This window comes from Pseudooceanicola batsensis HTCC2597, assembly GCF_000152725.1.
In the GTDB taxonomy this organism is placed as follows: Bacteria; Pseudomonadota; Alphaproteobacteria; order Rhodobacterales; family Rhodobacteraceae; genus Pseudooceanicola; species Pseudooceanicola batsensis.
In genome coordinates this window covers 3097586-3118249 of record NZ_CH724131.1, presented here as the reverse complement: position 1 = coordinate 3118249, position 20664 = coordinate 3097586, and the positions used below count along the sequence as shown (strand labels likewise).

Below are 20664 nucleotides of genomic sequence, written 5' to 3'. Positions count from 1 at the left end.
GGTTTTCGCATTTCTCCTCGGACTTTGCCTCATGGTGCTTCCCGCGACGGGACAGGCCCAGGACGACGACGGCGAGGGCTATCTGACCCGGCTGTTGCAGGACACGCTCTCCGAAGCGGGACGGGCCGTCGACATCCAGGGGTTCCGCGGCGCCCTCAGTTCGCGGGCCACGCTCGACCGGCTCACCATCGCGGATGACGAGGGGGTCTGGCTGGAACTGACCGGGGCCGTGCTGGACTGGAACCGTTCGGCGCTCCTGCGCGGGCGGCTCGAGGTCCGGGAACTTTCGGCCGAGACCCTGACGATCAACCGCCTGCCGGCCAGCGACGACAGCGACAACGCGGCGGCCTCGGGCTTCGCGATTCCCGATCTGCCGGTCTCGGTCGACGTGGGCGAAGTCTCGATCGCGACCCTGTCGCTCGGCGCGCCCGTGCTGGGCGAGGCCGCGACCTTCACTTTCGACGGGCGCGCCCGGCTCGACGACGCCGGGCTGTCCACCCGGCTCGCGCTCCAGCGGCTGGACCGCGAGGGGGTGATCACCGCGCTGGTCGATCTTCAGCCCGACGAGAACCGGCTGACCCTCGAGATCACCGCGGAGGAACCCGAGAACGGCATCGCCGCGCGCGTGCTCGACCTGCCGGGGCGGCCCGCCCTGTCCCTGCGCGTCGACGGCGAGGGGCCGCTGGACGATTTCACCGCCAATATCCAACTCGCATCGGATGGCGAGGAACGGCTGGCCGGGACCGTCACCCTGACCGGACAGGGCGACGGCGGACAGGCCTTCGCGGCCGACCTGGGCGGCGATCTGAGCGAACTTCTCCTGCCGCAGGCGCGCGAATTCCTCGGCAACGACGTGCAGCTGACGGCCCGCGGCGAAAGCCGGGCGGACGGCTCCCTGCGCCTCGACGATTTGACGGTCGAGGCGGCCTCGGTCTCGCTCGCGGGCTCGTTCGAGACGACGGCAGACGGCCGGCCGGCGCGGTTCGACCTGACCGGCGAGATCGCCTCGGCGGACGGGACGCCCGTGGTCCTTCCGTTCGGGGACGACACGTCGATCGGCCGAGCGCGGATCGCGGCGCAGTTCGACGCGGATGTCGGCCCGGACGTCACCGCGGACATCACCTTTTCCGATTTTGCCCAGCCCGATCTCCAGGTCGGCAGCGGCACCCTGGCCCTGCGCGGCGAGATCGCGACCGAGGGCACCCCGGCCGTCGATCTCGAGGTCACGGCGGGGCTGGCCGAGGTGGCCTTTGCCGATCCGGCGCTTCAGCAGGCGCTCGGCGCGCAGTTCGACGCGGCGACCGAGTTGCGCTGGAGCGAGGGCGAAGATGTCGTGCTCGACGGGCTGACGCTCGAGGGCGAGGGCTATAACGCTCAGGTCGATGCCACCTACACGGCAGGCGGCGGCACCTCGATCGTGACCGCCCTGGGCCGGGCTGAGGTCAACGACCTGACGCGGCTGTCGGCCCTGGCGGGCACCGATCTCTCCGGGCGGGCGGCGCTGGAGTTCGACGTCTCGGCCGATCTGCTGGGCGGCAGCTTTTCCATCACCGCAGGGGGATCGACGACCGATCTCGCCCTCGGGATAGAGCAGCTCGACCGCGTGATCGGCGGCGACGCGGAACTGGACCTCGCCGCGAGCCGGGGGACCGAGGGGATCGTACTCGACACCCTCACCCTGACCAACGGGCAGATCGCGCTCGAAGCCAGCGGCCGGATCACGAACGAGACGGGCCGGATCGACTATGACGCGCGGCTGGCCAACTCCGGCGCCTTCACCGGCGTCGACGGCGGACCTCTCGCGCTGAGCGGCGTCGTGCAGCGCTCGGGCGACCGCTTCGACGTCACGCTCTTCGGCGGTGGACGCGACCTTGCCACCGGGATCGAACAGGTGGATGCGCTGCTCGCGGGCGAGACGGAGCTTTCCGCGCGGGTGTCGCTGAGCGACGAGATCATCCTCGAGGATGCGCGCATCTCGACCCCCGCCATGGCCATCGAGGCGCAGGGCGACCTGACCGAGGGGCAGCGCGACATCACGGTGACCGGCCAGCTTTTCGACAGCGGCGTGGTCACCGGCAACGAAGGCGGCCCCCTCGACGTCACCATCACCGCGGTCCAGGATGGCGAGCTTTACGACATCACGCTGGACGGCACGGGCGAGGATCTGGCCACGGGCATCCCCCAGGCCGACCGGCTTCTGCGCGGCCAGACGGATCTGGCGGTCCGGCTGAGCGCAGGAGAGCGCATCCTGCTGAATTCGGCCGAAATCACGAACGACGCGCTGAGCGTGCAGGCCGAGGGCGAGTTGACCGAGGGCAGCCGCGACCTGCGGATGACCCTGCGCCTGGCAGACAGCGGCCTGCCGCTGGGCGCCAGCGGCGGGCCGGTCGAGGCCAATCTGCGCGCGGTACAGGAGGGGTCCGCCTACCGGATCAGCCTGGACGGGTCGGGCCGCAACATCGCCACCGGACAGGCGCTGGCCGACGGGGTCCTGCAAGGCACCACCGAGTTTGCCGCCGAGGCGCTGGTCGACGGCACGACCGTGACGCTCGAGTCGGCGCGGGTCGACGGGCAGAGCATCACCGCGCGGGCGCAGGGCACGGTGGCCGAAGGCGCGACGGATCTGTCCTTCTCGGCCCGGCTCGCCTCGCTCGCCGGCGTGGTACCGCAGGCTCCGGCCGGGCCGGTCTCGGCCAGCGGTCAGGTCCGGCAGGGAGACGGCGGGGCGCTGATCCTCGACATTTCGGCGGATGGCCCCGGCGGCACGACCGCACAGGTCTCGGGCCGGGTCGGGCTTCCGGGCGGTGCCGTCGACCTGGACATCTCGGGCAACGCACCTCTGGCGCTGGCGAACCCCTACATCGCGCCGCGCAGCCTGATCGGCACGGCGCGGTTCGAGCTGTCGATGAGCGGCCAGCCCGGCCTCTCGGCGCTGTCGGGGCAGGTCACCCTCTCCGGGGGGCGGGCCTCGGCGCCTTCCGTGGGCCTCGCGGTCGAGGCGATCCGCGGCTCGGTCTCCCTGTCTGGCGGGCGCGCCACGCTGGACCTGGCCGCCAGCGTCAATGGCGGCGGGCTGACGCTGCAGGGCCCGGTCACGCTCTCCGGAGCCTATCCGGCCAACCTTTCGGCCACGCTGAACAACATCCCCATCGAACGGCCGGGGCTGGTGACCACGCGCGCCAACGGTCGGATCACGGTGACCGGCGGACTGACCGGCGGCGGGCGGATCGCCGGACGGATCGGGCTGAGCGACACCGAGCTGCGCATCCCCTCGGGCGGCTTCGGCGGGGTCGAGGCGATCCCCGAGATGACGCATCTGAACGAGGACCGCGCCAGCCGGCTGACACGGGCCCGGGCCGGGCTCATCGGCGACGGGACGGGCAGCGGCGGCACCGGCGGATCGTCGGGCGGCGGGGCGCTCGGCCTCGATCTGCGGGTGGAATCGGAGACGCCGATCTTTCTGCGGGGTCGCGGCATCGACGCCGAACTGCGCGGCGGCCTCACGTTGCAGGGCACGACGAACGATGTCCGTCCCGTCGGCCAGTTCGACCTTGTCCGGGGGCGGATCGACATCCTGACCAAGCGGCTCGACCTGACGGAAGGGCGGGTGCGGCTGGCCGGCGGGTTCGATCCGATCGTCCGGCTGGTCGCGGCAAGCGAGGCCGGGGAATACGTCATCCAGATCGTCCTCGACGGCCCGGCGGCGAATCCCGAGGTCAGCTTTACCTCGCGCCCGGAACTGCCGGAGGACGAGGTCCTCTCGCAGCTGTTCTTCGAACGTGACATCGCCTCGCTTTCGCCGCTTCAGGCGGCCCGGCTCGCGGTGGCCATCGCGGAACTGACCGGCGGCGGCGGCGGCGGCATCGTCGGCCGCATTCGCGAAGGGGCCGGGGTGGACGACCTCGACATCAGCCAGACCGAAAGCGGCGAGACCGCCCTGAGCGTCGGCAAGTATGTCAGCGAGAACGTCTATACCGAGGTCGAGGCGACGAGCGGCGGCAAGACCAGCCTGACGATCAACCTCGACGTGTCGGACAACGTGACGGCCAAAGGCACGCTGGGCTCGGACGGGGATTCGAGCCTCGGGGTGTTCTTCGAAAAGGACTACTAGGCCGGATCAGCGGCCCCGCCCCTTGGCGATCCCGATGCGAGGCGGCCCGTCCGGCTGGCCGGCCCTGTCGCGACATCGTCGGCCGGGCCGCTTTCCGCTCCGGCAAGGCGCCGGCGCCGTCCGGTCCCGCTCGTCAGGCCGTTTCGCGCGGCGGGTCGGCGGGCGGCCGGCGGGCTGGCCAGCCCGTCGCATCGTGCCAGGCCTGCGCCAGTTGCAGCACCCCCAGATCACCGCGATAGGGCCCGACCAGCTGCAGACCCATGGGCAGTCCGGCCGCGCCGAACCCGGCCGGTACGCCGATGGCCGGCAGGCCCGCGATCGAGGCCGGGATGACGCATTCCATCCAGCGGTGATAGGTGTCCAGGTGCTGACCCGCGATCTCGACGGGGTGGTTCCAGTCCAGGGGAAAGGGCCAGACCTGCGCCGTCGGCATGACCAGGGCGTTCACCTCTCGGAACAGGGCGGTCGTCTTGCGGAACCAGGCCGAGCGGATCGCACTGGCGCGCTGGATCGCGACGGCCTCGAGGGCGCGCCCCCGCTCGACCTCCCAGATCACTTCCGCGCGAAGCCGGGGCCGCTGATCGGGATTGTCGTACAACGGACCGAGGCCGGCCGAGACGGCGAAGGCGCGCAGGTCGAGCCAGGCCTGCCAGAGATCCGCGGCGGGGAACGGCGGGTCGAGCGCGACGACCTCGCACCCCAGGTCCTCGAAGGTGGCGAGCGCGGCCTCGCAGGTGTCCAGAACCCCTTCCTCCATCGGCCAGGCGCCGCCCCAGTTGCCCAGCCAGCCGATCCGCCGGCCCCTGACGTCCGCCTGCAGGTGGCCGCTGTAGCGCTGACCGGAATGCGAGAAGGGCACGCCCGGCGCGGCCCCTGCCATTACGTCCAGCAGAAGCGCGAGATCCCCGGGCGAGCGCGCCATCGGGCCGGACGTGACGACGGGGCTCATAAAGAGTTCCTTTTCCTCTTCGCCGGGCACGAGACCATAGCTCGGGCGGAACCCGTAGACATTGCACCAGCCCGCCGGGTTCCGCAGGCTGCCCATCATGTCCGACCCGTCGCTCAGCCACTGCATCCGCGTGGCCAGCGCCGCCGCCGCGCCGCCCGAGGATCCGCCCGCCGACCGCCCCGGATCATAGGGATTGCCGGTGGCGCCGTAGACCGGGTTGCGCGTGTGGCTGCCCAGGCCGAATTCCGGCGTGTTGGTCTTGCCGATGATGATGGCCCCCGCGGCGCGGATGCGCGCGACGTAGAGGTCGTCCTGCGCGGGCCGGAAATCCTTGAGGATCGGCGACCCGAAGGCCGAGACGATGCCCCTGGCGTTGGCGCTGTCCTTGATGGCGATCGGCAGGCCGTGCAGCGGCCCCCTGGGGCCGGCCCTGTCGGCGGCCTCGGCCTCGGCCATCAGCGTCGCTTCGTCCCGCAGGGCCACGACGGCGTTGATCCCGGGATTCACCGCGGCGATCCGGTCGAGGCAGGCACGCATCGCCTCGCGGGCCGTGATCTCCCTCTCCGCCAGTCCGGACAGAAGCTCTGCCGCATCGAGATCGGTCAGTGTCATGCCTGGTCCCCCGTTTGTGTCCCGCGTCGTTCCGGCCATCTTACCCGTCGCGGCGGAGCGCGCCATAGGAAGAAATCCGCGGGGTACGAAGGGTTTGGCGCATCCGGCCGCCGCGGGTAGTCTGAGGGCGAGTCACCCGGAACCCGGAGATTGCCGATGCGACGCCTCGCCCTCGCCCTGATACTGACGCTGGCCGCGGGACAGTCCGTGGCCGCCCCGTGCGGGGACACCTCCCGCGGGTTCGAGACCTGGAAGGCCGCCTTCGCGCAGGAGGCCGCGCGGGCCGGTGTCGGACAGCGCGGCCTGCAGGCGCTGGCCGGGGTACGCTATTCCCAGGGCACCATCGCGGCGGACCGGCGCCAGACCGGCGTGCGCTATTCGCTTCAGGACTTCATGCGCATCCGGGGGGTGGACGCCATCGTGTCGGGCGGGCGCAAGCGCAAGGCTGCGAACCCCGCCTTCTACGCCTCGATCGAGCGGATCTACGGGGTGCCGGCCGGGATCCTGCTGGCGATCCACGGGATGGAGAGCGGCTTCGGCTCGGGCTTCGGCAAGTACCACGTGCTCAGCTCCAACGCGACGGTGGCCTATGACTGCCGGCGGTCGGACTTCTTCTCGGGCCACCTGATCGCGGCGCTCAAGCTGGTGGATCGCGGCTGGCTCGACCCGAACGCGATCGGGGCGGCGCATGGCGAGATCGGGCATACCCAGTTCCTCGCCGGCAACGTGCTGGAGTACGGGCGCGACGGGAACGGCGACGGCCGGGTCGATCTCTACAACCTCTCGGACGCGATGGTCTCGACCGCGCATTTCCTGCGGCAGAAGGGCTGGCGCCCCGGCCGCCCCTATGCCGAGGGCACGCGCAATTTCCGCGTGCTGAACGAATGGAACGCCGCCACCGTCTATCAACAGGCCATCGCCATCGCGGCCGCCCGGATCGACGGCTAACGCCCCGCGGTCGGCCCGTCGGCCCCTGTTGCGTCGGGTGACGCCGTGTCGGCCCCAGCGCCGTCGGTCCCTCCCCTGCCCGACCTTGTGTCGCAATTCGCGATACTGCTGCGCAGCATCCATTTCGTCAGGAATGCCGCCAGCGCAGCGCCGCCCGGCATCTCGATGCGCCCGGCGTCGATCTGGGCGGCAAAGCTAGAAGCGCCGATCCAGGCGCTGGTCAGCGCGCGCAGACCGGCGTGGATGTAGAGACCCATGTCGAATTCGGGATCGACGCTGCACAGATCGGGTTCGGCATTGAGGCGGATCAGCAGCCAGTAGGTCCGGTCCTCCCGCCGGGTCTTCAGCGAGGATCAGCACCACGAGATGATCCAAAAGGTCACCGAGGCGATGGTCGAGGCCGAAGGCGAGGCGATGCGCGACAAGACATGGGTGCGGACCAGGATCATCCCCTCGGGCCGGTCCACCATCGGCGGGACGATCATGGACCCGGCGGCGATCCGGCCGGCGGCGGAATAGCGCCCGCCCGAGCGAGCCTCCCGCGCACCGCATCGGCGCGGCCCGGGCATCGGCGCCATCGCTTTCCGACCGCTGGCGGCCGCGTCAGCCCTCGGCGGCGGCCTCGGCGCGGGACTTGCCGCTGACGTCCATCGCAAGCGTCGCGGCCATGAACCCGTCGAGGTTCCCGTCGAGAACCCCCTGCGTGTCCGAGGTCTCGTGCTCCGTCCGCAGATCCTTGACCATCTGGTAGGGCTGCAGGACGTAGGACCGGATCTGGTTGCCCCAGCCGGCGGAGCCCTTGTTCTCGTGCGCCTCGTTGATGGCGGCGTTGCGCCGGTCGAGCTCCAGCTGGTAGAGCCGCGATTTCAGCGCCTTCATGGCAATGTCGCGGTTCTGGTGCTGCGACTTCTCGGACGAGGTCACGACGATCCCCGTGGGATGGTGGGTGATCCGCACGGCCGAGTCGGTGGTGTTCACGTGCTGACCGCCCGCGCCCGAGGAGCGGTAGGTGTCGATGCGGATATCGGCCGGGTTCACGTCGATGTCGATATTGTCGTCGACCACCGGATAGACCCAGACCGAGGCGAAGGATGTCTCGCGCGTGCCCTTGCCGAAGGGCGAGATGCGGACCAGCCGGTGCACCCCGGATTCGCTCTTGAGCCAGCCATAGGCGTTGTGGCCGGTGATCTTGTAGGCGCAGGACTTGATACCCGCCTCGGCGCCCGGTTCCTCGGACTGAAGCTCGACCTTGTAGCCGCGCTTTTCGGCCCAGCGGACATACATCCGCTGAAGCATCTGCGCCCAGTCGCAGGCCTCGGTCCCGCCGGCACCGGCATTGATCTCGAGGAAGGTGTCGTTGCTGTCGGCCTCGCCGTTCAGCAACGCCTCGAGTTCCTTCTCGGCGGCGCGCTCCTTGAGGGCCCGGAGCGCGGTCTCGGCCTCGGCGACGACCTCCTGGTCGTCCTCCATCTCGCCCAGTTCGATCAGTTCGGCATTGTCCGACAACTCCTGCCGGATGCTGTCGTGCACGGCGATTGAGTCGACCAGCGCCTGCCGGTCCTTCATCAGCGCCTGCGCCTTTTCGGGATCGTCCCAGAGGTTCGGGTCCTCGACCCGCGCGTTGAATTCCTCGAGCCGGTGCTGCGCGGTCTCCCAGTTCATCCGCTGGCGCAGAAGCTCCAGCGATTTCTCGATGTCGGAGACGATGGTCTGTGTCTCGGCGCGCATGTCGGATCCGTTCTTTCGTTGAGTGCCGCGTGATACCGCGAAGGCGCGCGACGGACAAGGGAGGGAACGGGTCCGCCGCCGCCGCCCTCCGCTTCGGATCGCGGGGCTCCGATCCTCCCCGCTCCCGCGGGGGGCAACCGCCAGCTCCCGCAGGGTGGGTACACGCCCCGCCGGGCCGCGCAGGCCGGTTCACGCACCGGACAAGGCGGCCCCCTGTCCGGCCGCGATCAATACAATCCGCCCGAGGACATGGTGCCGAAGCTCGCCTTCGGCCCCACCACCGCCTTGCGGCCGGTCGAGGTCGTGACCTCGCGCGCGCCGCCGCGCGCCTCGTCGAATAGCGGCAGGTCCGAACCCATGGCGAACCCGCCGTCAAAGCTCACCCCGAAGATCGGTTCTTCGCCGTCGCGGAAATATTCCGCCACCACGTTCGGCCCCGAGGCGCTGTCGGGCAGGCGCGCGCCGGTAAAACGGTCGATCTTGATGAAATGCCCGCCCGGCGGGATCTTGAACTTGCCGCCGCCGTACTTGTTGATCGCCTCGCTCATGAAGCGCTGGAAGACCGGGCCGCAGAACCCGCCGCCCGAAGCGCCCCGGCCCAGCGGCCTGGGATCGTCGTAGCCGATGTAGCAGCCCGCCACCACGTTCGAGGTGAAGCCCACGAACCACACGTCCTTGGCGTCGTTGGTCGTGCCCGTCTTGCCGGCGGTCGGCACCGGCAGGTTGACCGAGGCCGAGGCCGTGCCGCGCTCGACCACGCCCTGCAGCATCGAGGTCAGCTGATAGGCGGTGATCGCGTCCATCACCCGCGCGCGGTCCGACAGGATGCGCGGCGAGCGGCTGCGCGGGATCGTCGGGTCGGTGCAGTCGGTGCAGGTGCGCTGGTCATGGCGATAGATCGTGCGGCCATAGCGGTCCTGCACCCGGTCGACCAGCGTCGGCTCGACGCGCTCGCCGCCGTTGGCGAACATCGCATAGGCCGAGACCATCTTGTAGAGCGTCGTCTCCTCCGAGCCGAGCGCATTGGCGAGATAGGGCCCCATGTTGTCGTAGACGCCGAACTTCTCGGCATAGTCCGCCACCGTGTCCATCCCCACCTCCTGGGCGAGGCGGACGGTCATAAGGTTCCGCGACCGCTCGATCCCGGTGCGCAGCGGCGTCGGGCCATAGTACTGGTGCGAGGCGTTGGTGGGGCGCCACAGGCCCTGGGGCGTGTCGATCTCGATCGGGGCGTCGATGATGATCGTCGCCGGCGTATAGCCCACGTCCAGCGCCGAGGCGTAGACGAAGGGCTTGAAGCTCGACCCCGGCTGGCGATTGGCCTGGGTGGCGCGGTTGAAGACCGAATGCTGATACGAGAACCCGCCCTGCATCGCGATCACGCGGCCGGTGTTCACGTCCATCGCCATGAAGCCGCCCTGCACCCCCGGCACCTGACGGAGCGTCCAGCGAATGAACGACCCGTCATCGTCCTCGGTCATGCGGCGCACATGCACCACGTCGCCGACCTCGAAATTGTCGTGGAAGTCGCCGCGCAGCCAGGCGATGTCGTTGCGGGGCACGACGAAGGGCTCGGCCTCGGTCTCCTCGACGCCCTCGATGCCGAGGCGCAGCTGCTGGTCCTCGACCCCGAGCACGACGGCCGGGTGCCACTTGCCGTCCAGGTCGATGTCCCGTGCCACGCGCAGATCGGACAGCGCATCGCGCCAGTCCTCTTCCGTGGTCAGCTGCGCGGGGTCGATCCGCTTGCCGGTGCCCCTCCATTCGCCCAGGCCGCGGTCGTATTGCTCGAGCTGCCGGCGCAGAGAGGCGGCGGCGAGGACCTGCATCTCGGGGTCGAGGGTCGCCCGAACGGTGAACCCGCCGGTAAAGAACTCGCCCTCGCCGAAGTCGCGCGACAGCTGGCGGCGGATCTCGTCGGTGAAATAGTCGCGGTCGGGGCGCTCGGCGCGATAGCTTTCGAAATCGCCGTTCTGCACCGTGCGCAGCGGCGCCTCGATCTCGCGTTCATAGACGGCCTCTTCGATATAGCCGTTCTCGTACATCTCGCGCAGCACGTAGTTCCGGCGCGAGATCGCGAAGTCGCGGTCGCGCACCGGGTGGGTCTCGGCGGGGCGCTGCGGCAGGGCGCCCAGATAGGCGGCCTCGGCCACGGTCAGTTCGGACAGTGCCTTGTTGAAATAGGTCTGCGCGGCCGCCGCCACGCCATAGCTGTTCTGGCCCAGGTAGATCTCGTTCAGGTACAGTTCGAGGATCTTCTCCTTGGAGAGCGTGTTCTCGAGCCGGACCGAGAGGATGAGTTCCTTGATCTTGCGTTCCGCCGACCGGTCCGAACTGAGCAGGAAGTTCTTCACCACCTGCTGCGGGATGGTCGAGGCCCCGCGCAGTCGTCCGCCCCGCACCGCATCGACGGCCGCCGCCACCATGCCGCGGGTGTCGTAGCCGCCATGGGTGTAGAAGTTCTTGTCCTCGGCCGAGATGAAGGCGTGCTTGACCAGATCGGGGATCTCGTCCGCCGGGGCGAAAAGGCGGCGCTCGACCGCGAATTCGTCGATGATCTTGCCTTCCGAGGAATAGATCCGGCTGATCGTCTTGGGCTGGTACTGCGCCAGGCTTTCGTGGCTGGGCAGGTCGCGGCCGTAGACCCAGAAGACGGCACCGATGCTCAGCGCGATGACGGCCGCGCCGAGGGTGACGAAGCTGAAGATCGCCCCGAAGAAAGAGAGTACGAATCTGATCATGCCGGCCCCTTGCGAATTCCCCGATCATATACGCGCGCGGACACGGGGGGTCAAAACACGATGGCGCCAGTCGCGCGCGGTCTTGTGCCGACGCGCCGCCCGGCTACTGGCGCACGAGGGGCTGCAGCGCCGCGTCCTCGGCCTGCCAGGTCAGGATGCCGTCGCGGATGGCGTCGGCGATGCGCGGCAGGAAGGCGGGGTCCGACAGGTTCCGCCGGTCGCGCTCGGATGAAAGGTAGCCGACCTCGATCAGCACCGAGGGGATGTCGGCGGCCTTGAGCACCGAGAAATCCGCCGCCCGGTGCGGGCGGGAGTTCAGCGGCACCTCCGCCGCCTTGACCGCCTGCTGCAGGGCGCGGGACAGGGCCCGGGCGCGCGGCGCGGTCTCCTGCCGGGCCAGGTCCATCAGCACGCCCGCCACAACGTCGTCCTTGCCGGTCAGGTCCACGCCCGACAGCAGGTCGTCGCGGTCGTGACGTTCGGCGAGCTTGGCCGAGGCCTCGTCCGATGCGGTGTCGGCCAGGGTGTAGAAGGTCGCGCCATGCGCCCGCCCGTAGGGCAGGACATCGGCATGGAGCGAGATGAAGAGATCCGCCCGGACCTCGTGCGCGATCGAGACGCGGCGCTCCAGCGGCACGAAGACGTCGTCGCTCCGGGTCAGGACGACGCGCGTGTCGCCCTGCCGGATCAGCGCCTCGCGCAACGCCTGCGCGAGGTCGAGCATCAGGGTCTTCTCCATCAGCTCGCCCCGCACCGCGCCGGGGTCGACACCGCCGTGGCCGGGGTCGATGACCACCGTCAGAACCCCGTCGTCCCCGGCCGGCGCCGGCGGCAGGCCCGGCTCGGGCAGGTCCCATTGCGGATCGCGCGGCGCGCCCGCCGTCGCGGCGAAACCGGCCGCGTCGGTCGGGACGAACCGCGCGATCATCGTGGCGCGCCCGGTGTCGGGGTCGATGCGCATGGCCGAGCGGTCCAGCGCCAGCGGCTCGGCCAGGGTCAGCACCATGCGCGACCAGCCGGGGCGATAGGTGCCGAAGCGGAGATCCGTGACCCGGTCGCTCCGCAGCGCCTCGTCGCGGTCGAGCCCGGTCCAGTCCACCTCGCGCAGGTCGATGACCAGGCGCTCGGGATCGGCCAGGGCGAACATGCGCCAGGGCACGCCCTGCGACAGCGCCAGTTCCACCCGGATGCCGCGCCCCTCGTCGGTGATCGCCGTGCCCCCCGGGGCGACGCGGGCTAGGGCCGACAGGCCCTGCGCCAGCGTGCCGCCAGCCGCACCGAGGGTCATCGCCGCCATCGCGGCGAGCGCACAGAGAAAACGTGCCGGTCTGCTCATTCCTGCCCCGAAAGTGATCCTGAAACTGGCCGCGAAACTGCCACCAACCTGCCCGGTCAAACTGCCGGATGGCTTGCTGCGCCCAGTCTAGGCCAGGCGGCGCGGATTGGAAACGGGGTCCCTGCCCCCGCCGCTCGGTTCTAGGCCCGGTCCAGCCCCGCCTCGTACCGGATCGGCGTGCCGTGCGGCGTGTTCCCGGCGGCGCGCTGCCAGACCTCCGCCATCTCGCGGATCGTCGCGGCATCGGCATGGCCCTTGTGCGTCAGAAGATCCGACAGGGCGGCCAGCCAGTCGCGGTAATAGCTCTCGGCATGGGCTTCGGAACCCGAGCGCCCGGGCAGGGGTTCGGCCCGGCCGATGCGGGCCGAAAGCGCCGCGGCCCACTCCCGCCAGGTGAAGGCTCCGCTCTCGTGCAGGGCAAGGGTGAGGGCGAAGGCCCGCGCCTGCCACGGCGCGAAGAAATGCGGCGGCTCGGGCCCGGTGAGCCCGGGGATCCCCATGCGCTCAGAGGGCATCGAGATAGGGCTCCCACAGATCGACGGACACCTCGTCCCGCGCCCCCGCCCGCGCGCCGAACAGGTCCCGCGCGGCGAATGTCACGTTGTAGAGCCAGTGCGCCGTCTCGCGGTCGCCTTGGGCGCTGGTGTCGGGAAAGACGTGATAGCCATGCACCGCCGTGATCCGCCCCGCCGCGCCGCGCACATAGCCCGGAAGCCGGACATGACCGCGCGGCTGGAGGTTGCGCGCGCGCACGCGCTGTCCGAAGGCGAAGGCCGGCGTGCTGTCGCCGGGGTCGCGGTCATAGGGGGTGCCCCGCATCAGCGCGGACCGCACCCGGTCGGCCGGCAGCGCGGCGACGCCCTCGGGCAACGGGTCGCGCGCCCTGCCCTCCGCCAGTTCGGCCGCCGTGACCAGGCCCTTGTCCCGCAACAGGCGCTCCAGCCCGCGTATCCACAGCTGGTAGTAGCTCAGGGCATAATATTCCGCCGGGTCGCGATCCTCGCGGGCAAAGCGCGATTCGTCGATCGTCCACTGGCCGGTCCCGCCCGCGGCGACGGTGAGCGCCATCGCCCGCCGTTCCCACGGCGCATGAAAGAGCGGCTCGTCCGGGTCGGGCCGCACCGGGCCGAACCCGTGACGGCCGCCGATATCCTGCGGCCCGTTCATCGCTGCGCCCCGATCAGGGCCGTGCCGATCATCGCGTCCCGCGTCACCAGCGGCGCGAGCGCCTCGGCGCTCCAGCCGTCGGTGCCCGCGGGGCGCATCGGGATGACGAGATAGCGCATCTCGGCCGTGCTGTCCCAGACGCGGATGGCGGTGGTCCCGGGCAGGGTCACGCCGAACTCCTCCAGCACCGCGCGGGGTTCGCTCACCGCGCGGGAGCGGTAGGGCGTGGACTTGTACCAGACCGGCGGCAGGCCCAGCACCGACCAGGGATAGCAGGAGCAGAGGGTACAGACGACCATGTTGTGGGTCTCGGGCGCGTTGAACACCGCCGTGAGATGTTCGCCCTGCCGCCCGCCGAATCCCATGCCGTGAATTGCGGCGGTCGCGTCGTCCCGCAGGGCCTGCGCAAAGGCCGGATCGGTCCAGGCCCGCGCGACGACCTGCGCGCCGTTGCGCGGGCCGATCTCGGTCTCGTAGGTCTCGAGGATCCGGTCGAGCGCCGCCGGATCGACCAGCCCCTTGTCGATCAGCAGCTTCTCGAGCGCCATGACCCGGGCGGTCTCTTCATCCAGATGGCTGTGGTCGTCGTGGTCGTGGGGCATCGCCTGGTCCTCCCTCTCGGGGAAGAGGATCACAGGGCGCGCGGCTTGGCAATGCACGCACCGGCCGCGCGCGTGCCGTTGCGCCCCCGCCCGACTGGCCCTATGCAGGACCGGCCGCCGGCGCCCGGCCGGCGGGGCCCCCGCCCCCACCACGAGGCCCTCCGTTGCTCGTCCTGACGATCTGGCCCCTCTTCGCGCTGATCTGCCTCGGCTTCGTGCTGCGCCGCAGCGGTTTTCCCGAGGCCGGGTTCTGGCCCGCGGCCGAAAGGGTCAACTATTTCATCCTGTTCCCGGCCCTGCTCGTCGCCAGCCTGGCGGATGCTCCGGTGCGGGATCCGGCGCTGCTGCGGCTCGGCGGGGCGGCGGTCGCCACCGTGGTCGCGGCGGCGGCGCTGCTGGCGCTCCTCCGGGCGGTGCGGCCGATGCCCGCCGCGCGGTTCGGCCCCGTGGTTCAGGGGACGGTGCGCTTCAACACCTATCTCGGGCTGGCGATCACGGCCAGCCTTCTGGGGTCGGGCGGGTTCGAGAGGGCCGCGGTCTATCTCGCCATCTCTGTTCCGGTGGTGAACCTGCTGTCCATCATGGCGCTCTCCGAGGGCAGCATCCTGAGGACACCGCGGCTGGTGATCCGGGCGGTGGCGCGCAACCCGCTGATCCTCGCCTGCGTGACGGGGCTCGTCCTGTCGGTGACGGGGATCGGCCTGCCCTTCGGCGCCGACCGGTTCCTGCAGTTGGTGGGACAGGGCAGCCTGCCGCTGGGCCTGCTCTGCGTCGGCGCCGCGCTGCGGCCCGCGGCCCTGCGACACGACCTCCCGGCCCTCGCCGGGACCGGGGCGATCCGCCTGCTGGCCATGCCTATGCTGGCCGCCCTCGTCGCCCGGGGGATCGGCCTCGAGCCGGAAGAGGCCCTCGTGCTGGTGATCTTCTCGGCCATTCCCACGGCCCCGACCGCCTATGTGCTGACACGTCAGCTGAACGGCGACGGCACCCTGATGGCCGGCCTGGTGACCTCGCAGACCCTGGCCTCGGTGCTCACCCTGCCGGTCGTGCTGATAGTCTTCGGGTCATGAGGGGCCCTGCGGCACAGGCCGCGGCCCGGGCACCTGCGGCACAAGACCCTGAGAAATGGCGATCCCTTGAGGACTCGAACCCCAAACCTGCTGATTAGAAGTCAGCTGCTCTATCCAGTTGAGCTAAGGGACCGCTGTTGCGGGTTTTCCTTGATTGGGGGCCGCTTGGCAAGGGCGGTGCGGGCCGCGGCCGGCCGGGGCCGTGCGCTTGCGGATCGGCGGCACCGGCGCGGGTCCGGTCAGTTCCGCGCCTCAGTGTGTCCAGACGAGCCGGCGGTTGGTGGCGAAGTTGTCGCCATAGCCACCGGGGCGGACGTTGGGCTTGCGGCTGTGCGGCTCGATCACGACGGCGTCGATCCCGTGGTCGCGGGCATATTCCACGGCGGCCTCCCTGGTCGGAAACCGCATCCGGACCTGCGCCTGGGTGTCGTCGTTCGAGGTCCAGCCCATCAGCGGATCGACCTCGCGCCGCGTGTCCGAGACGAAATCCAGGACCCAGTCGCGCGACTTGGCCGTGCCGGACTGCATGGCATTGCGGGCGGGGCGGTAGATACGTGCGGTCATGGGCCTCTCCTTCGTCGGGTCGCTTATGGAATATGGCGCGATTTCAGGCAAGAGGGAAGCCGGGGCCAATTCCGGACCGCCCCCCGTGCGGCGCGGCGGCAGCCGTCCGGGGCCGTGGCGCCGCGCGTTCGTCAGGGAACGCGGCGGCGTCTGCCCGCCCGAACCGCGCGCCCGGCGCCACGGGATCCTGACATGACGTGTCAGGAGGCGGGGTTGAAAGCCCCCCGCGCGACGACAAATCTTGGGAAACCGGAGAATCGCCCATGACAACCACCGCCATGCCCGAGACCCAAGAGGAGGTCCGCGCCCGTCCCAAGCTCGAGGGCGGCAAGCGGCTTGTCATGAATACCGAATTCGATCCGGCCGGCGACCAGCCGACCGCCATCGCCGAGCTCTCGGGCGGGATAGACGGGGGCGAGCGGGACCAGGTGCTGCTGGGCGCGACCGGTACCGGCAAGACCTTCACCATGGCCAAGGTGATCGAGGAGACGCAGCGCCCCGCCATCATCCTCGCCCCCAACAAGACGCTGGCGGCGCAGCTCTATGGCGAGTTCAAGGGCTTCTTTCCCGACAACGCGGTCGAATATTTCGTCAGCTACTACGACTATTACCAGCCCGAGGCCTACGTCCCGCGCTCGGACACGTATATCGAGAAGGAATCCCAGATCAACGAGCAGATCGACCGGATGCGCCATTCGGCCACCCGGGCCCTGCTCGAACGCGACGACGTGATCATCGTCGCCTCGGTCTCGTGCATCTACGGCATCGGCTCGGTCGAGACCTACGGCGCGATGACGCAGGACCTCAAGGCCGGGGGGACCTATGACCAGCGGCAGGTGATCGCCGATCTCGTGGCGCAGCAGTACCGGCGCAACGACGCGGCCTTCCAGCGGGGGTCGTTCCGGGTCAGGGGCGACAGCCTCGAGATCTTTCCCGCGCACCTCGAGGACCGGGCCTGGCGGCTGTCCTTCTTCGGGGAAGAACTGGAATCGATCACCGAATTCGACCCGCTGACCGGCACGAAGACCAACACGTTCGACCAGATCCGGGTCTATGCCAACAGCCATTACGTGACGCCGAAGCCGACGATGCAGCAGGCGGTCATCAACATCAAGAAAGAGCTCAGGCAGCGGCTCGACCAGCTGGTCGGCGAGGGCAAGCTGCTGGAGGCGCAGCGGCTGGAACAGCGCACCAACTTCGACCTCGAGATGCTCGAGGCGACGGGGGTGTGCAACGGCATCGAGAACTACTCGCGCTACCTGACCGGCCGCGCGCCGGGCGAACCGCCCCCCACCCTCTTCGAGTTCATCCCCGACACCGCCATCGTCTTCGCGGATGAATCCCACGTCAGCATTCCGCAGATCGGCGGCATGTACCGGGGCGACTACCGGCGCAAGTTCACGCTTGCCGAACACGGGTTCCGGCTGCCCTCGTGCATGGACAACCGCCCGCTTAAGTTCGAGGAATGGGACGCGATGCGCCCGCAGTCCATCTATGTCTCGGCCACCCCCGGCAACTGGGAGATGGAGCAGACCGGCGGCGTCTTCACCGAACAGGTGATCCGCCCGACCGGCCTGCTGGATCCGCAGGTCGAGATCCGTCCCGTCAAGATGCAGGTGGACGACCTGCTCGACGAGGTGCGCAAGGTCACGGCGCAGGGCTTCCGCACGCTGGTCACGACGCTGACCAAGCGCATGGCCGAGGATCTGACGGAATACATGCACGAACAGGGCATCAAGGTCCGCTACATGCATTCCGACATCGACACGATCGAGCGGATCGAGATCCTGCGCGACCTGCGGCTCGGCGCGTTCGACGTGCTGATCGGGATCAACCTCCTGCGCGAGGGGCTAGACATTCCCGAATGCGGGCTGGTGGCGATCCTCGATGCCGACAAGGAGGGGTTCCTGCGCTCCGAGACCTCGCTGATCCAGACCATCGGCCGCGCCGCCCGGAACGCCGAGGGCCGGGTGATCATGTACGCGGACAGCATCACCGGCTCGATGGAGCGCGCCCTGGCCGAGACCGAGCGCCGCCGCGAAAAGCAGATCGCCTACAACGAAGAGCACGGGATCACCCCCGCGACGATCCGCAAGAACGTCGAGGACATCCTCGCCGGTCTCTACAAGGGCGACGTGGACATGAACCGCGTGACTGCGCAGGTCGAGAAACCGATGGTGGGCGCGAACCTGCAGGCCCATCTCGACGGGCTGCGCGCCGACATGCGCAAGGCGGCCGAGAACCTCGAGTTCGAAGAAGCCGCCCGCCTGCGGGACGAGGTCAAGCGGCTGGAGGCGGTCGACCTGGCGGTGCACGACGACCCGCTGGCGCGGCAGCAGGCGGTCGAGAAGGCCGCCGACGCGGCGGTCGGCGCGCGCGGGCGGTCGACGGCGGGGCGGCCGGGGCAAAGGGGCGGGAACGTGCAGAGGAAGCGGAAGGGGCGGTAGAGGGTGGTGGACGCTCAGCTATTATTTAAATTCTGCAGGAATTGCTTCACTTCCAAGTCTGGCTGGATCTGTTCAAGGTTATGTACGGCGTAAATGCCGAACCCCAAAATCTTCGACGTTACCTTGTCAGCGAAGAATCTTGTGCGCAGCTCGTCAACATACCTCGTTTCCTTCAAACCGTACATTCTCGGGGAATCATCGACCAGCTTGTACAAACTGTGAGCAACTAAGTCAGCAAGCTGCAACAGAGGCTCGTCTTCTTTCGCCCGCACCATAATGGACTGCGGGTTGACCCTGGCCAAGTTTTTGGTGGCCGGACGGATTGGGTTTCGGCGACAGGCGCTGATCAGAGTTCTGAGTGCGGAATAGTTGAAATTTCCTTCCTCGAAAACCACGCTCAAGTCATCTTCAGTGATACAGTTCCTTCTCATGAAAAGGCCAAGCCTTTCCAGCAAATATTGCGCGCACTTGTTGTAGTAATGCTTGTCGTTGTAACCGATTTCGCGCCTATAGCCTCTAAGAGTGGACTTCAAGGAGATCACTCCGAAAGCTAAAATCCTCAGCTTTGAAACTTCACGAGCCAATGCGCAAATTTGGTTGTGATTCAATTTCGAGCAATGGAGGTCCGGCTTTGAAAATCCCTTTGCCAGATCCTCCAGAACATCCGACACTTCATTTAGCTGCGCTTCAGGTACCAACACGCCACCAAGGGTCATGTATGGCGAAGCTCCACCTGAATCGTTAGTCCTAATATTCTTGATGCCGGATTGACCGCTTTCATCAACGAAAAATTTATACCTCATGCAACCATTTAGAGTTATTTGTTGAGGTCTTGTCCAGTGGCCGAGCCTATGGCCCTGAACCGAAGCACACAGTGCCGCCGGCCCGAGTTTCATCCGTTCGACCCGTTAACCACCCACTTCCAACTTGGCACCCGCCCCCTCCCGCAGGCGTGATTTGCGGCGCGCCTCCCTCCGCCGCTATCTCTCGGCCCACACCGTCAGGAGATCCCATCCGTGCCGCCCGTCCTCCTCGCTTTCGCCTTCGTCGCCGCCGCCTCCGCCGCGCAGGCGCAGGACCTCGACCGCTGCACCACCTCGGTCCGGGGCGAGACGCTCGAGGTGGGCTACCGGTCGGACGACGACCGGGTGAAGGACAACCGCTCCTTCCGGGAATGGCTGCGGGGCGAGCACGAGGGGCTGGACTGTCCGGCCTTCGTCACGCTGCGCTACCTCACGCCCGAGCTGGACGACGCGCAGCGCGGGCCCTTCTGTCTCGTCTGGGACAGCGAGGCGCGCACCTATTCCGGCTTCGCCGAAGGTGAGCGCGACGCCTTTCTCGCCTGCAGGGAGCCGACGCGGAGCTTCTGCGAAAGGGTGAACGACACCGCCGACACGGCGGCGCTGATGACCGGGCTGCGTCGGCCCGGGACCGAGGAAGAGGCCGAGTTCCTGCGCCGGTCCTCGGGCGCCGTGATCCTGCGCGGCGGCGACACGCTGGTCACCAGGACCCTGTCCGAGGCGCTGCGCGGCTCGATCACCGCGCTCCTGGGGTCGGCCGTGACCGCCGCGGGCCTGCCCGCCACCGCGACGGCTCTGGTCGCGGTCGGCGGGGCCGTCTACGTCTGCCGCGAGCGGTAGCCGGGGGGTCAGTCGAAGATCATCTTGCCGATGGCCAGCACGATCGCGGCGCCGATCAGGGCGACGACGACAAGGGCGATCACTCCCCCGGCCGCCAGCCCCAGCACGCCGAGCGCGGCCAGCACGACCGGCAGCGCCACGGCCCCGAGGAGGCCGAGGAGCACATAGCCCGCCCGGTGCCGGCCGGCGATCTTTCCGGCCACGAGGCCGGCGACGATGCCGATCACCGCCAGGATGGCGAACGTGACCATGCCGATGCCCTGGATGACGTCTTCCATGGGGAACCTCCTGTCTCTACAGGACGTGAACCTGCGACCCGCGAAATCGTTCCCCCGCATGTCCGTTGGGGGGGGGCCACCCCACGCCGGTCGCAGGCTCCGGCTCAGTCGAAATCGAAGATCTCGGCCAGGATCGACTTGCGCTTCTTGTACTTCGGCCGCTTGTAATGGCCGCCGTCGTCATGGCGCCGCTCGGGATAGTCGCGGTAGCGCGTCGCCTGATGCGGCGGCGCCTCGCGCAGGGGCCGGTCGGGAGGGGCGGCGGCGATCTCGGCCGTCTGGCGGTCGATGATCTTGTCCAGCTCGCCGCGGTCCAGCCAGACACCGCGGCATCTGGGGCAATAGTCGATCTCGACCCCCTGCCGTGCGGTCATCAAGAGTTCCGTGTCATCCACCGGGCATTTCATCGGCCGTCTCCTTCCTGGTCTCGGACCGATGTGGGGCCAGTCCGGCGGACGGACAAGGGGCGGC

The 20664-nt window shown here is 69.1% G+C and carries 18 protein-coding genes and 1 tRNA gene; 6 read left to right on the top strand and 13 right to left on the bottom strand.

Annotated elements, in window-relative coordinates; translation table 11 throughout:
* Positions 1 to 31 precede the first annotated feature (31 nt).
* On the top strand, positions 32 to 4111 hold the full coding sequence (locus tag OB2597_RS18870) for a translocation/assembly module TamB domain-containing protein (RefSeq protein WP_009807214.1): 4080 nt from the start codon (positions 32 to 34) through the stop codon (positions 4109 to 4111).
* A gap of 133 nt (positions 4112 to 4244) precedes the next feature.
* On the opposite strand, the gene OB2597_RS18865 is transcribed toward OB2597_RS18870, so the two are convergent.
* A complete protein-coding gene (locus OB2597_RS18865; protein ID WP_009807213.1) occupies positions 4245 to 5672 on the bottom strand; it encodes an amidase in 1428 nt (475 codons plus the stop codon).
* 156 nt (positions 5673 to 5828) lie between these two features.
* Here OB2597_RS18865 and OB2597_RS18860 point away from each other — a divergent pair, with 156 nt between their 5' ends.
* Positions 5829 to 6620 (top strand): lytic murein transglycosylase, encoded by a 792-nt coding sequence (locus OB2597_RS18860; protein WP_009807212.1) that lies wholly within the window; start codon positions 5829 to 5831, stop codon positions 6618 to 6620.
* Here the strand turns inward: OB2597_RS18860 and OB2597_RS18855 are convergent.
* Positions 6617 to 6877, bottom strand: a complete 261-nt coding sequence (locus OB2597_RS18855; RefSeq protein ID WP_009807211.1) for a hypothetical protein — start codon at positions 6875 to 6877, stop codon at positions 6617 to 6619. The two genes, OB2597_RS18860 and OB2597_RS18855, sit on opposite strands and share 4 nt — an antisense overlap.
* A gap of 109 nt (positions 6878 to 6986) precedes the next feature.
* On the opposite strand from OB2597_RS18855, the gene OB2597_RS21670 reads away from it, so the two are divergent.
* A complete protein-coding gene (locus OB2597_RS21670) occupies positions 6987 to 7139 on the top strand; it encodes a hypothetical protein (protein ID WP_009807210.1) in 153 nt (50 codons plus the stop codon).
* 84 nt (positions 7140 to 7223) lie between these two features.
* On the opposite strand, the gene prfB is transcribed toward OB2597_RS21670, so the two are convergent.
* From prfB to nthA, 6 genes are all read right to left on the bottom strand, one after another.
* The gene (gene prfB / locus OB2597_RS18845) at positions 7224 to 8348 is read right to left on the bottom strand and encodes a peptide chain release factor 2 (RefSeq protein WP_009807209.1); all 1125 of its coding nucleotides are present in this window, start codon (positions 8346 to 8348) and stop codon (positions 7224 to 7226) included.
* Between the two features lie 227 nt (positions 8349 to 8575).
* A complete protein-coding gene (locus OB2597_RS18840; RefSeq protein WP_009807208.1) occupies positions 8576 to 11089 on the bottom strand; it encodes a penicillin-binding protein 1A in 2514 nt (837 codons plus the stop codon).
* Positions 11090 to 11192: 103 nt separating this feature from the next.
* Complete coding sequence (locus OB2597_RS18835) at positions 11193 to 12425, bottom strand: N-acetylmuramoyl-L-alanine amidase (RefSeq protein WP_238529737.1); 1233 nt, start codon at positions 12423 to 12425, stop codon at positions 11193 to 11195.
* 140 nt (positions 12426 to 12565) lie between these two features.
* Positions 12566 to 12940, bottom strand: coding sequence for a nitrile hydratase accessory protein (locus OB2597_RS18830; RefSeq protein ID WP_009807206.1), 375 nt, complete (start codon positions 12938 to 12940; stop codon positions 12566 to 12568).
* Positions 12930 to 13592 (bottom strand): nitrile hydratase subunit beta, encoded by a 663-nt coding sequence (gene nthB, locus OB2597_RS18825; protein ID WP_009807205.1) that lies wholly within the window; start codon positions 13590 to 13592, stop codon positions 12930 to 12932. Before nthB ends, OB2597_RS18830 begins: the two co-directional genes overlap by 11 nt.
* Positions 13589 to 14194: a nitrile hydratase subunit alpha gene (gene nthA / locus OB2597_RS18820; protein ID WP_009807204.1), complete on the bottom strand. Its 606-nt coding sequence runs from the start codon at positions 14192 to 14194 to the stop codon at positions 13589 to 13591. The genes nthB and nthA overlap by 4 nt, the downstream gene beginning before the upstream one ends.
* A 164-nt stretch (positions 14195 to 14358) precedes the next feature.
* Between nthA and OB2597_RS18815 the strand changes: the two genes are divergently transcribed.
* On the top strand, positions 14359 to 15264 hold the full coding sequence (locus OB2597_RS18815) for an AEC family transporter (RefSeq protein ID WP_009807203.1): 906 nt from the start codon (positions 14359 to 14361) through the stop codon (positions 15262 to 15264).
* A gap of 56 nt (positions 15265 to 15320) precedes the next feature.
* Here the strand turns inward: OB2597_RS18815 and OB2597_RS18810 are convergent.
* Both OB2597_RS18810 and OB2597_RS18805 read right to left on the bottom strand, forming a co-directional pair.
* Positions 15321 to 15397: transfer RNA gene (locus tag OB2597_RS18810), tRNA-Arg, on the bottom strand.
* Positions 15398 to 15516: 119 nt separating this feature from the next.
* A complete protein-coding gene (locus OB2597_RS18805; protein ID WP_009807202.1) occupies positions 15517 to 15828 on the bottom strand; it encodes an ETC complex I subunit in 312 nt (103 codons plus the stop codon).
* A 263-nt stretch (positions 15829 to 16091) separates the two neighbouring features.
* Between OB2597_RS18805 and uvrB the strand changes: the two genes are divergently transcribed.
* Positions 16092 to 18275: an excinuclease ABC subunit UvrB gene (gene uvrB / locus OB2597_RS18800; RefSeq protein WP_009807201.1), complete on the top strand. Its 2184-nt coding sequence runs from the start codon at positions 16092 to 16094 to the stop codon at positions 18273 to 18275.
* A 14-nt stretch (positions 18276 to 18289) separates the two neighbouring features.
* Here uvrB and OB2597_RS21570 read toward each other — a convergent pair whose 3' ends face one another.
* Complete coding sequence (locus tag OB2597_RS21570) at positions 18290 to 19078, bottom strand: DUF3800 domain-containing protein (protein ID WP_238529736.1); 789 nt, start codon at positions 19076 to 19078, stop codon at positions 18290 to 18292.
* Positions 19079 to 19291: 213 nt separating this feature from the next.
* On the opposite strand from OB2597_RS21570, the gene OB2597_RS18790 reads away from it, so the two are divergent.
* The gene (locus OB2597_RS18790) at positions 19292 to 19915 is read left to right on the top strand and encodes a hypothetical protein (protein ID WP_009807199.1); all 624 of its coding nucleotides are present in this window, start codon (positions 19292 to 19294) and stop codon (positions 19913 to 19915) included.
* An 8-nt stretch (positions 19916 to 19923) separates the two neighbouring features.
* Here the strand turns inward: OB2597_RS18790 and OB2597_RS18785 are convergent, their stop codons facing one another.
* The gene (locus tag OB2597_RS18785) at positions 19924 to 20193 is read right to left on the bottom strand and encodes a hypothetical protein (RefSeq protein ID WP_009807198.1); all 270 of its coding nucleotides are present in this window, start codon (positions 20191 to 20193) and stop codon (positions 19924 to 19926) included.
* A gap of 104 nt (positions 20194 to 20297) precedes the next feature.
* Positions 20298 to 20600, bottom strand: coding sequence for a TFIIB-type zinc ribbon-containing protein (locus OB2597_RS18780; protein ID WP_009807197.1), 303 nt, complete (start codon positions 20598 to 20600; stop codon positions 20298 to 20300).
* Positions 20601 to 20664 lie beyond the last annotated feature (64 nt).

Bases quoted from the DNA above. Each gene is read 5' to 3' on its own strand.
- OB2597_RS18870 (WP_009807214.1), top strand. From the start codon at position 32: ATGGTGCTTCCCGCGACGGGACAGGCCCAGGACGACGACGGCGAGGGC.
- OB2597_RS18865 (WP_009807213.1), bottom strand. From the start codon at position 5,672: ATGACACTGACCGATCTCGATGCGGCAGAGCTTCTGTCCGGACTGGCG.
- OB2597_RS18860 (WP_009807212.1), top strand. From the start codon at position 5,829: ATGCGACGCCTCGCCCTCGCCCTGATACTGACGCTGGCCGCGGGACAG.
- OB2597_RS18855 (WP_009807211.1), bottom strand. From the start codon at position 6,877: ATGGGTCTCTACATCCACGCCGGTCTGCGCGCGCTGACCAGCGCCTGG.
- OB2597_RS21670 (WP_009807210.1), top strand. From the start codon at position 6,987: ATGATCCAAAAGGTCACCGAGGCGATGGTCGAGGCCGAAGGCGAGGCG.
- prfB (WP_009807209.1), bottom strand. From the start codon at position 8,348: ATGCGCGCCGAGACACAGACCATCGTCTCCGACATCGAGAAATCGCTG.
- OB2597_RS18840 (WP_009807208.1), bottom strand. From the start codon at position 11,089: ATGATCAGATTCGTACTCTCTTTCTTCGGGGCGATCTTCAGCTTCGTC.
- OB2597_RS18835 (WP_238529737.1), bottom strand. From the start codon at position 12,425: ATGAGCAGACCGGCACGTTTTCTCTGTGCGCTCGCCGCGATGGCGGCG.
- OB2597_RS18830 (WP_009807206.1), bottom strand. From the start codon at position 12,940: ATGCCCTCTGAGCGCATGGGGATCCCCGGGCTCACCGGGCCCGAGCCG.
- nthB (WP_009807205.1), bottom strand. From the start codon at position 13,592: ATGAACGGGCCGCAGGATATCGGCGGCCGTCACGGGTTCGGCCCGGTG.
- nthA (WP_009807204.1), bottom strand. From the start codon at position 14,194: ATGCCCCACGACCACGACGACCACAGCCATCTGGATGAAGAGACCGCC.
- OB2597_RS18805 (WP_009807202.1), bottom strand. From the start codon at position 15,828: ATGACCGCACGTATCTACCGCCCCGCCCGCAATGCCATGCAGTCCGGC.
- uvrB (WP_009807201.1), top strand. From the start codon at position 16,092: ATGACAACCACCGCCATGCCCGAGACCCAAGAGGAGGTCCGCGCCCGT.
- OB2597_RS21570 (WP_238529736.1), bottom strand. From the start codon at position 19,078: ATGAGGTATAAATTTTTCGTTGATGAAAGCGGTCAATCCGGCATCAAG.
- OB2597_RS18785 (WP_009807198.1), bottom strand. From the start codon at position 20,193: ATGGAAGACGTCATCCAGGGCATCGGCATGGTCACGTTCGCCATCCTG.
- OB2597_RS18780 (WP_009807197.1), bottom strand. From the start codon at position 20,600: ATGAAATGCCCGGTGGATGACACGGAACTCTTGATGACCGCACGGCAG.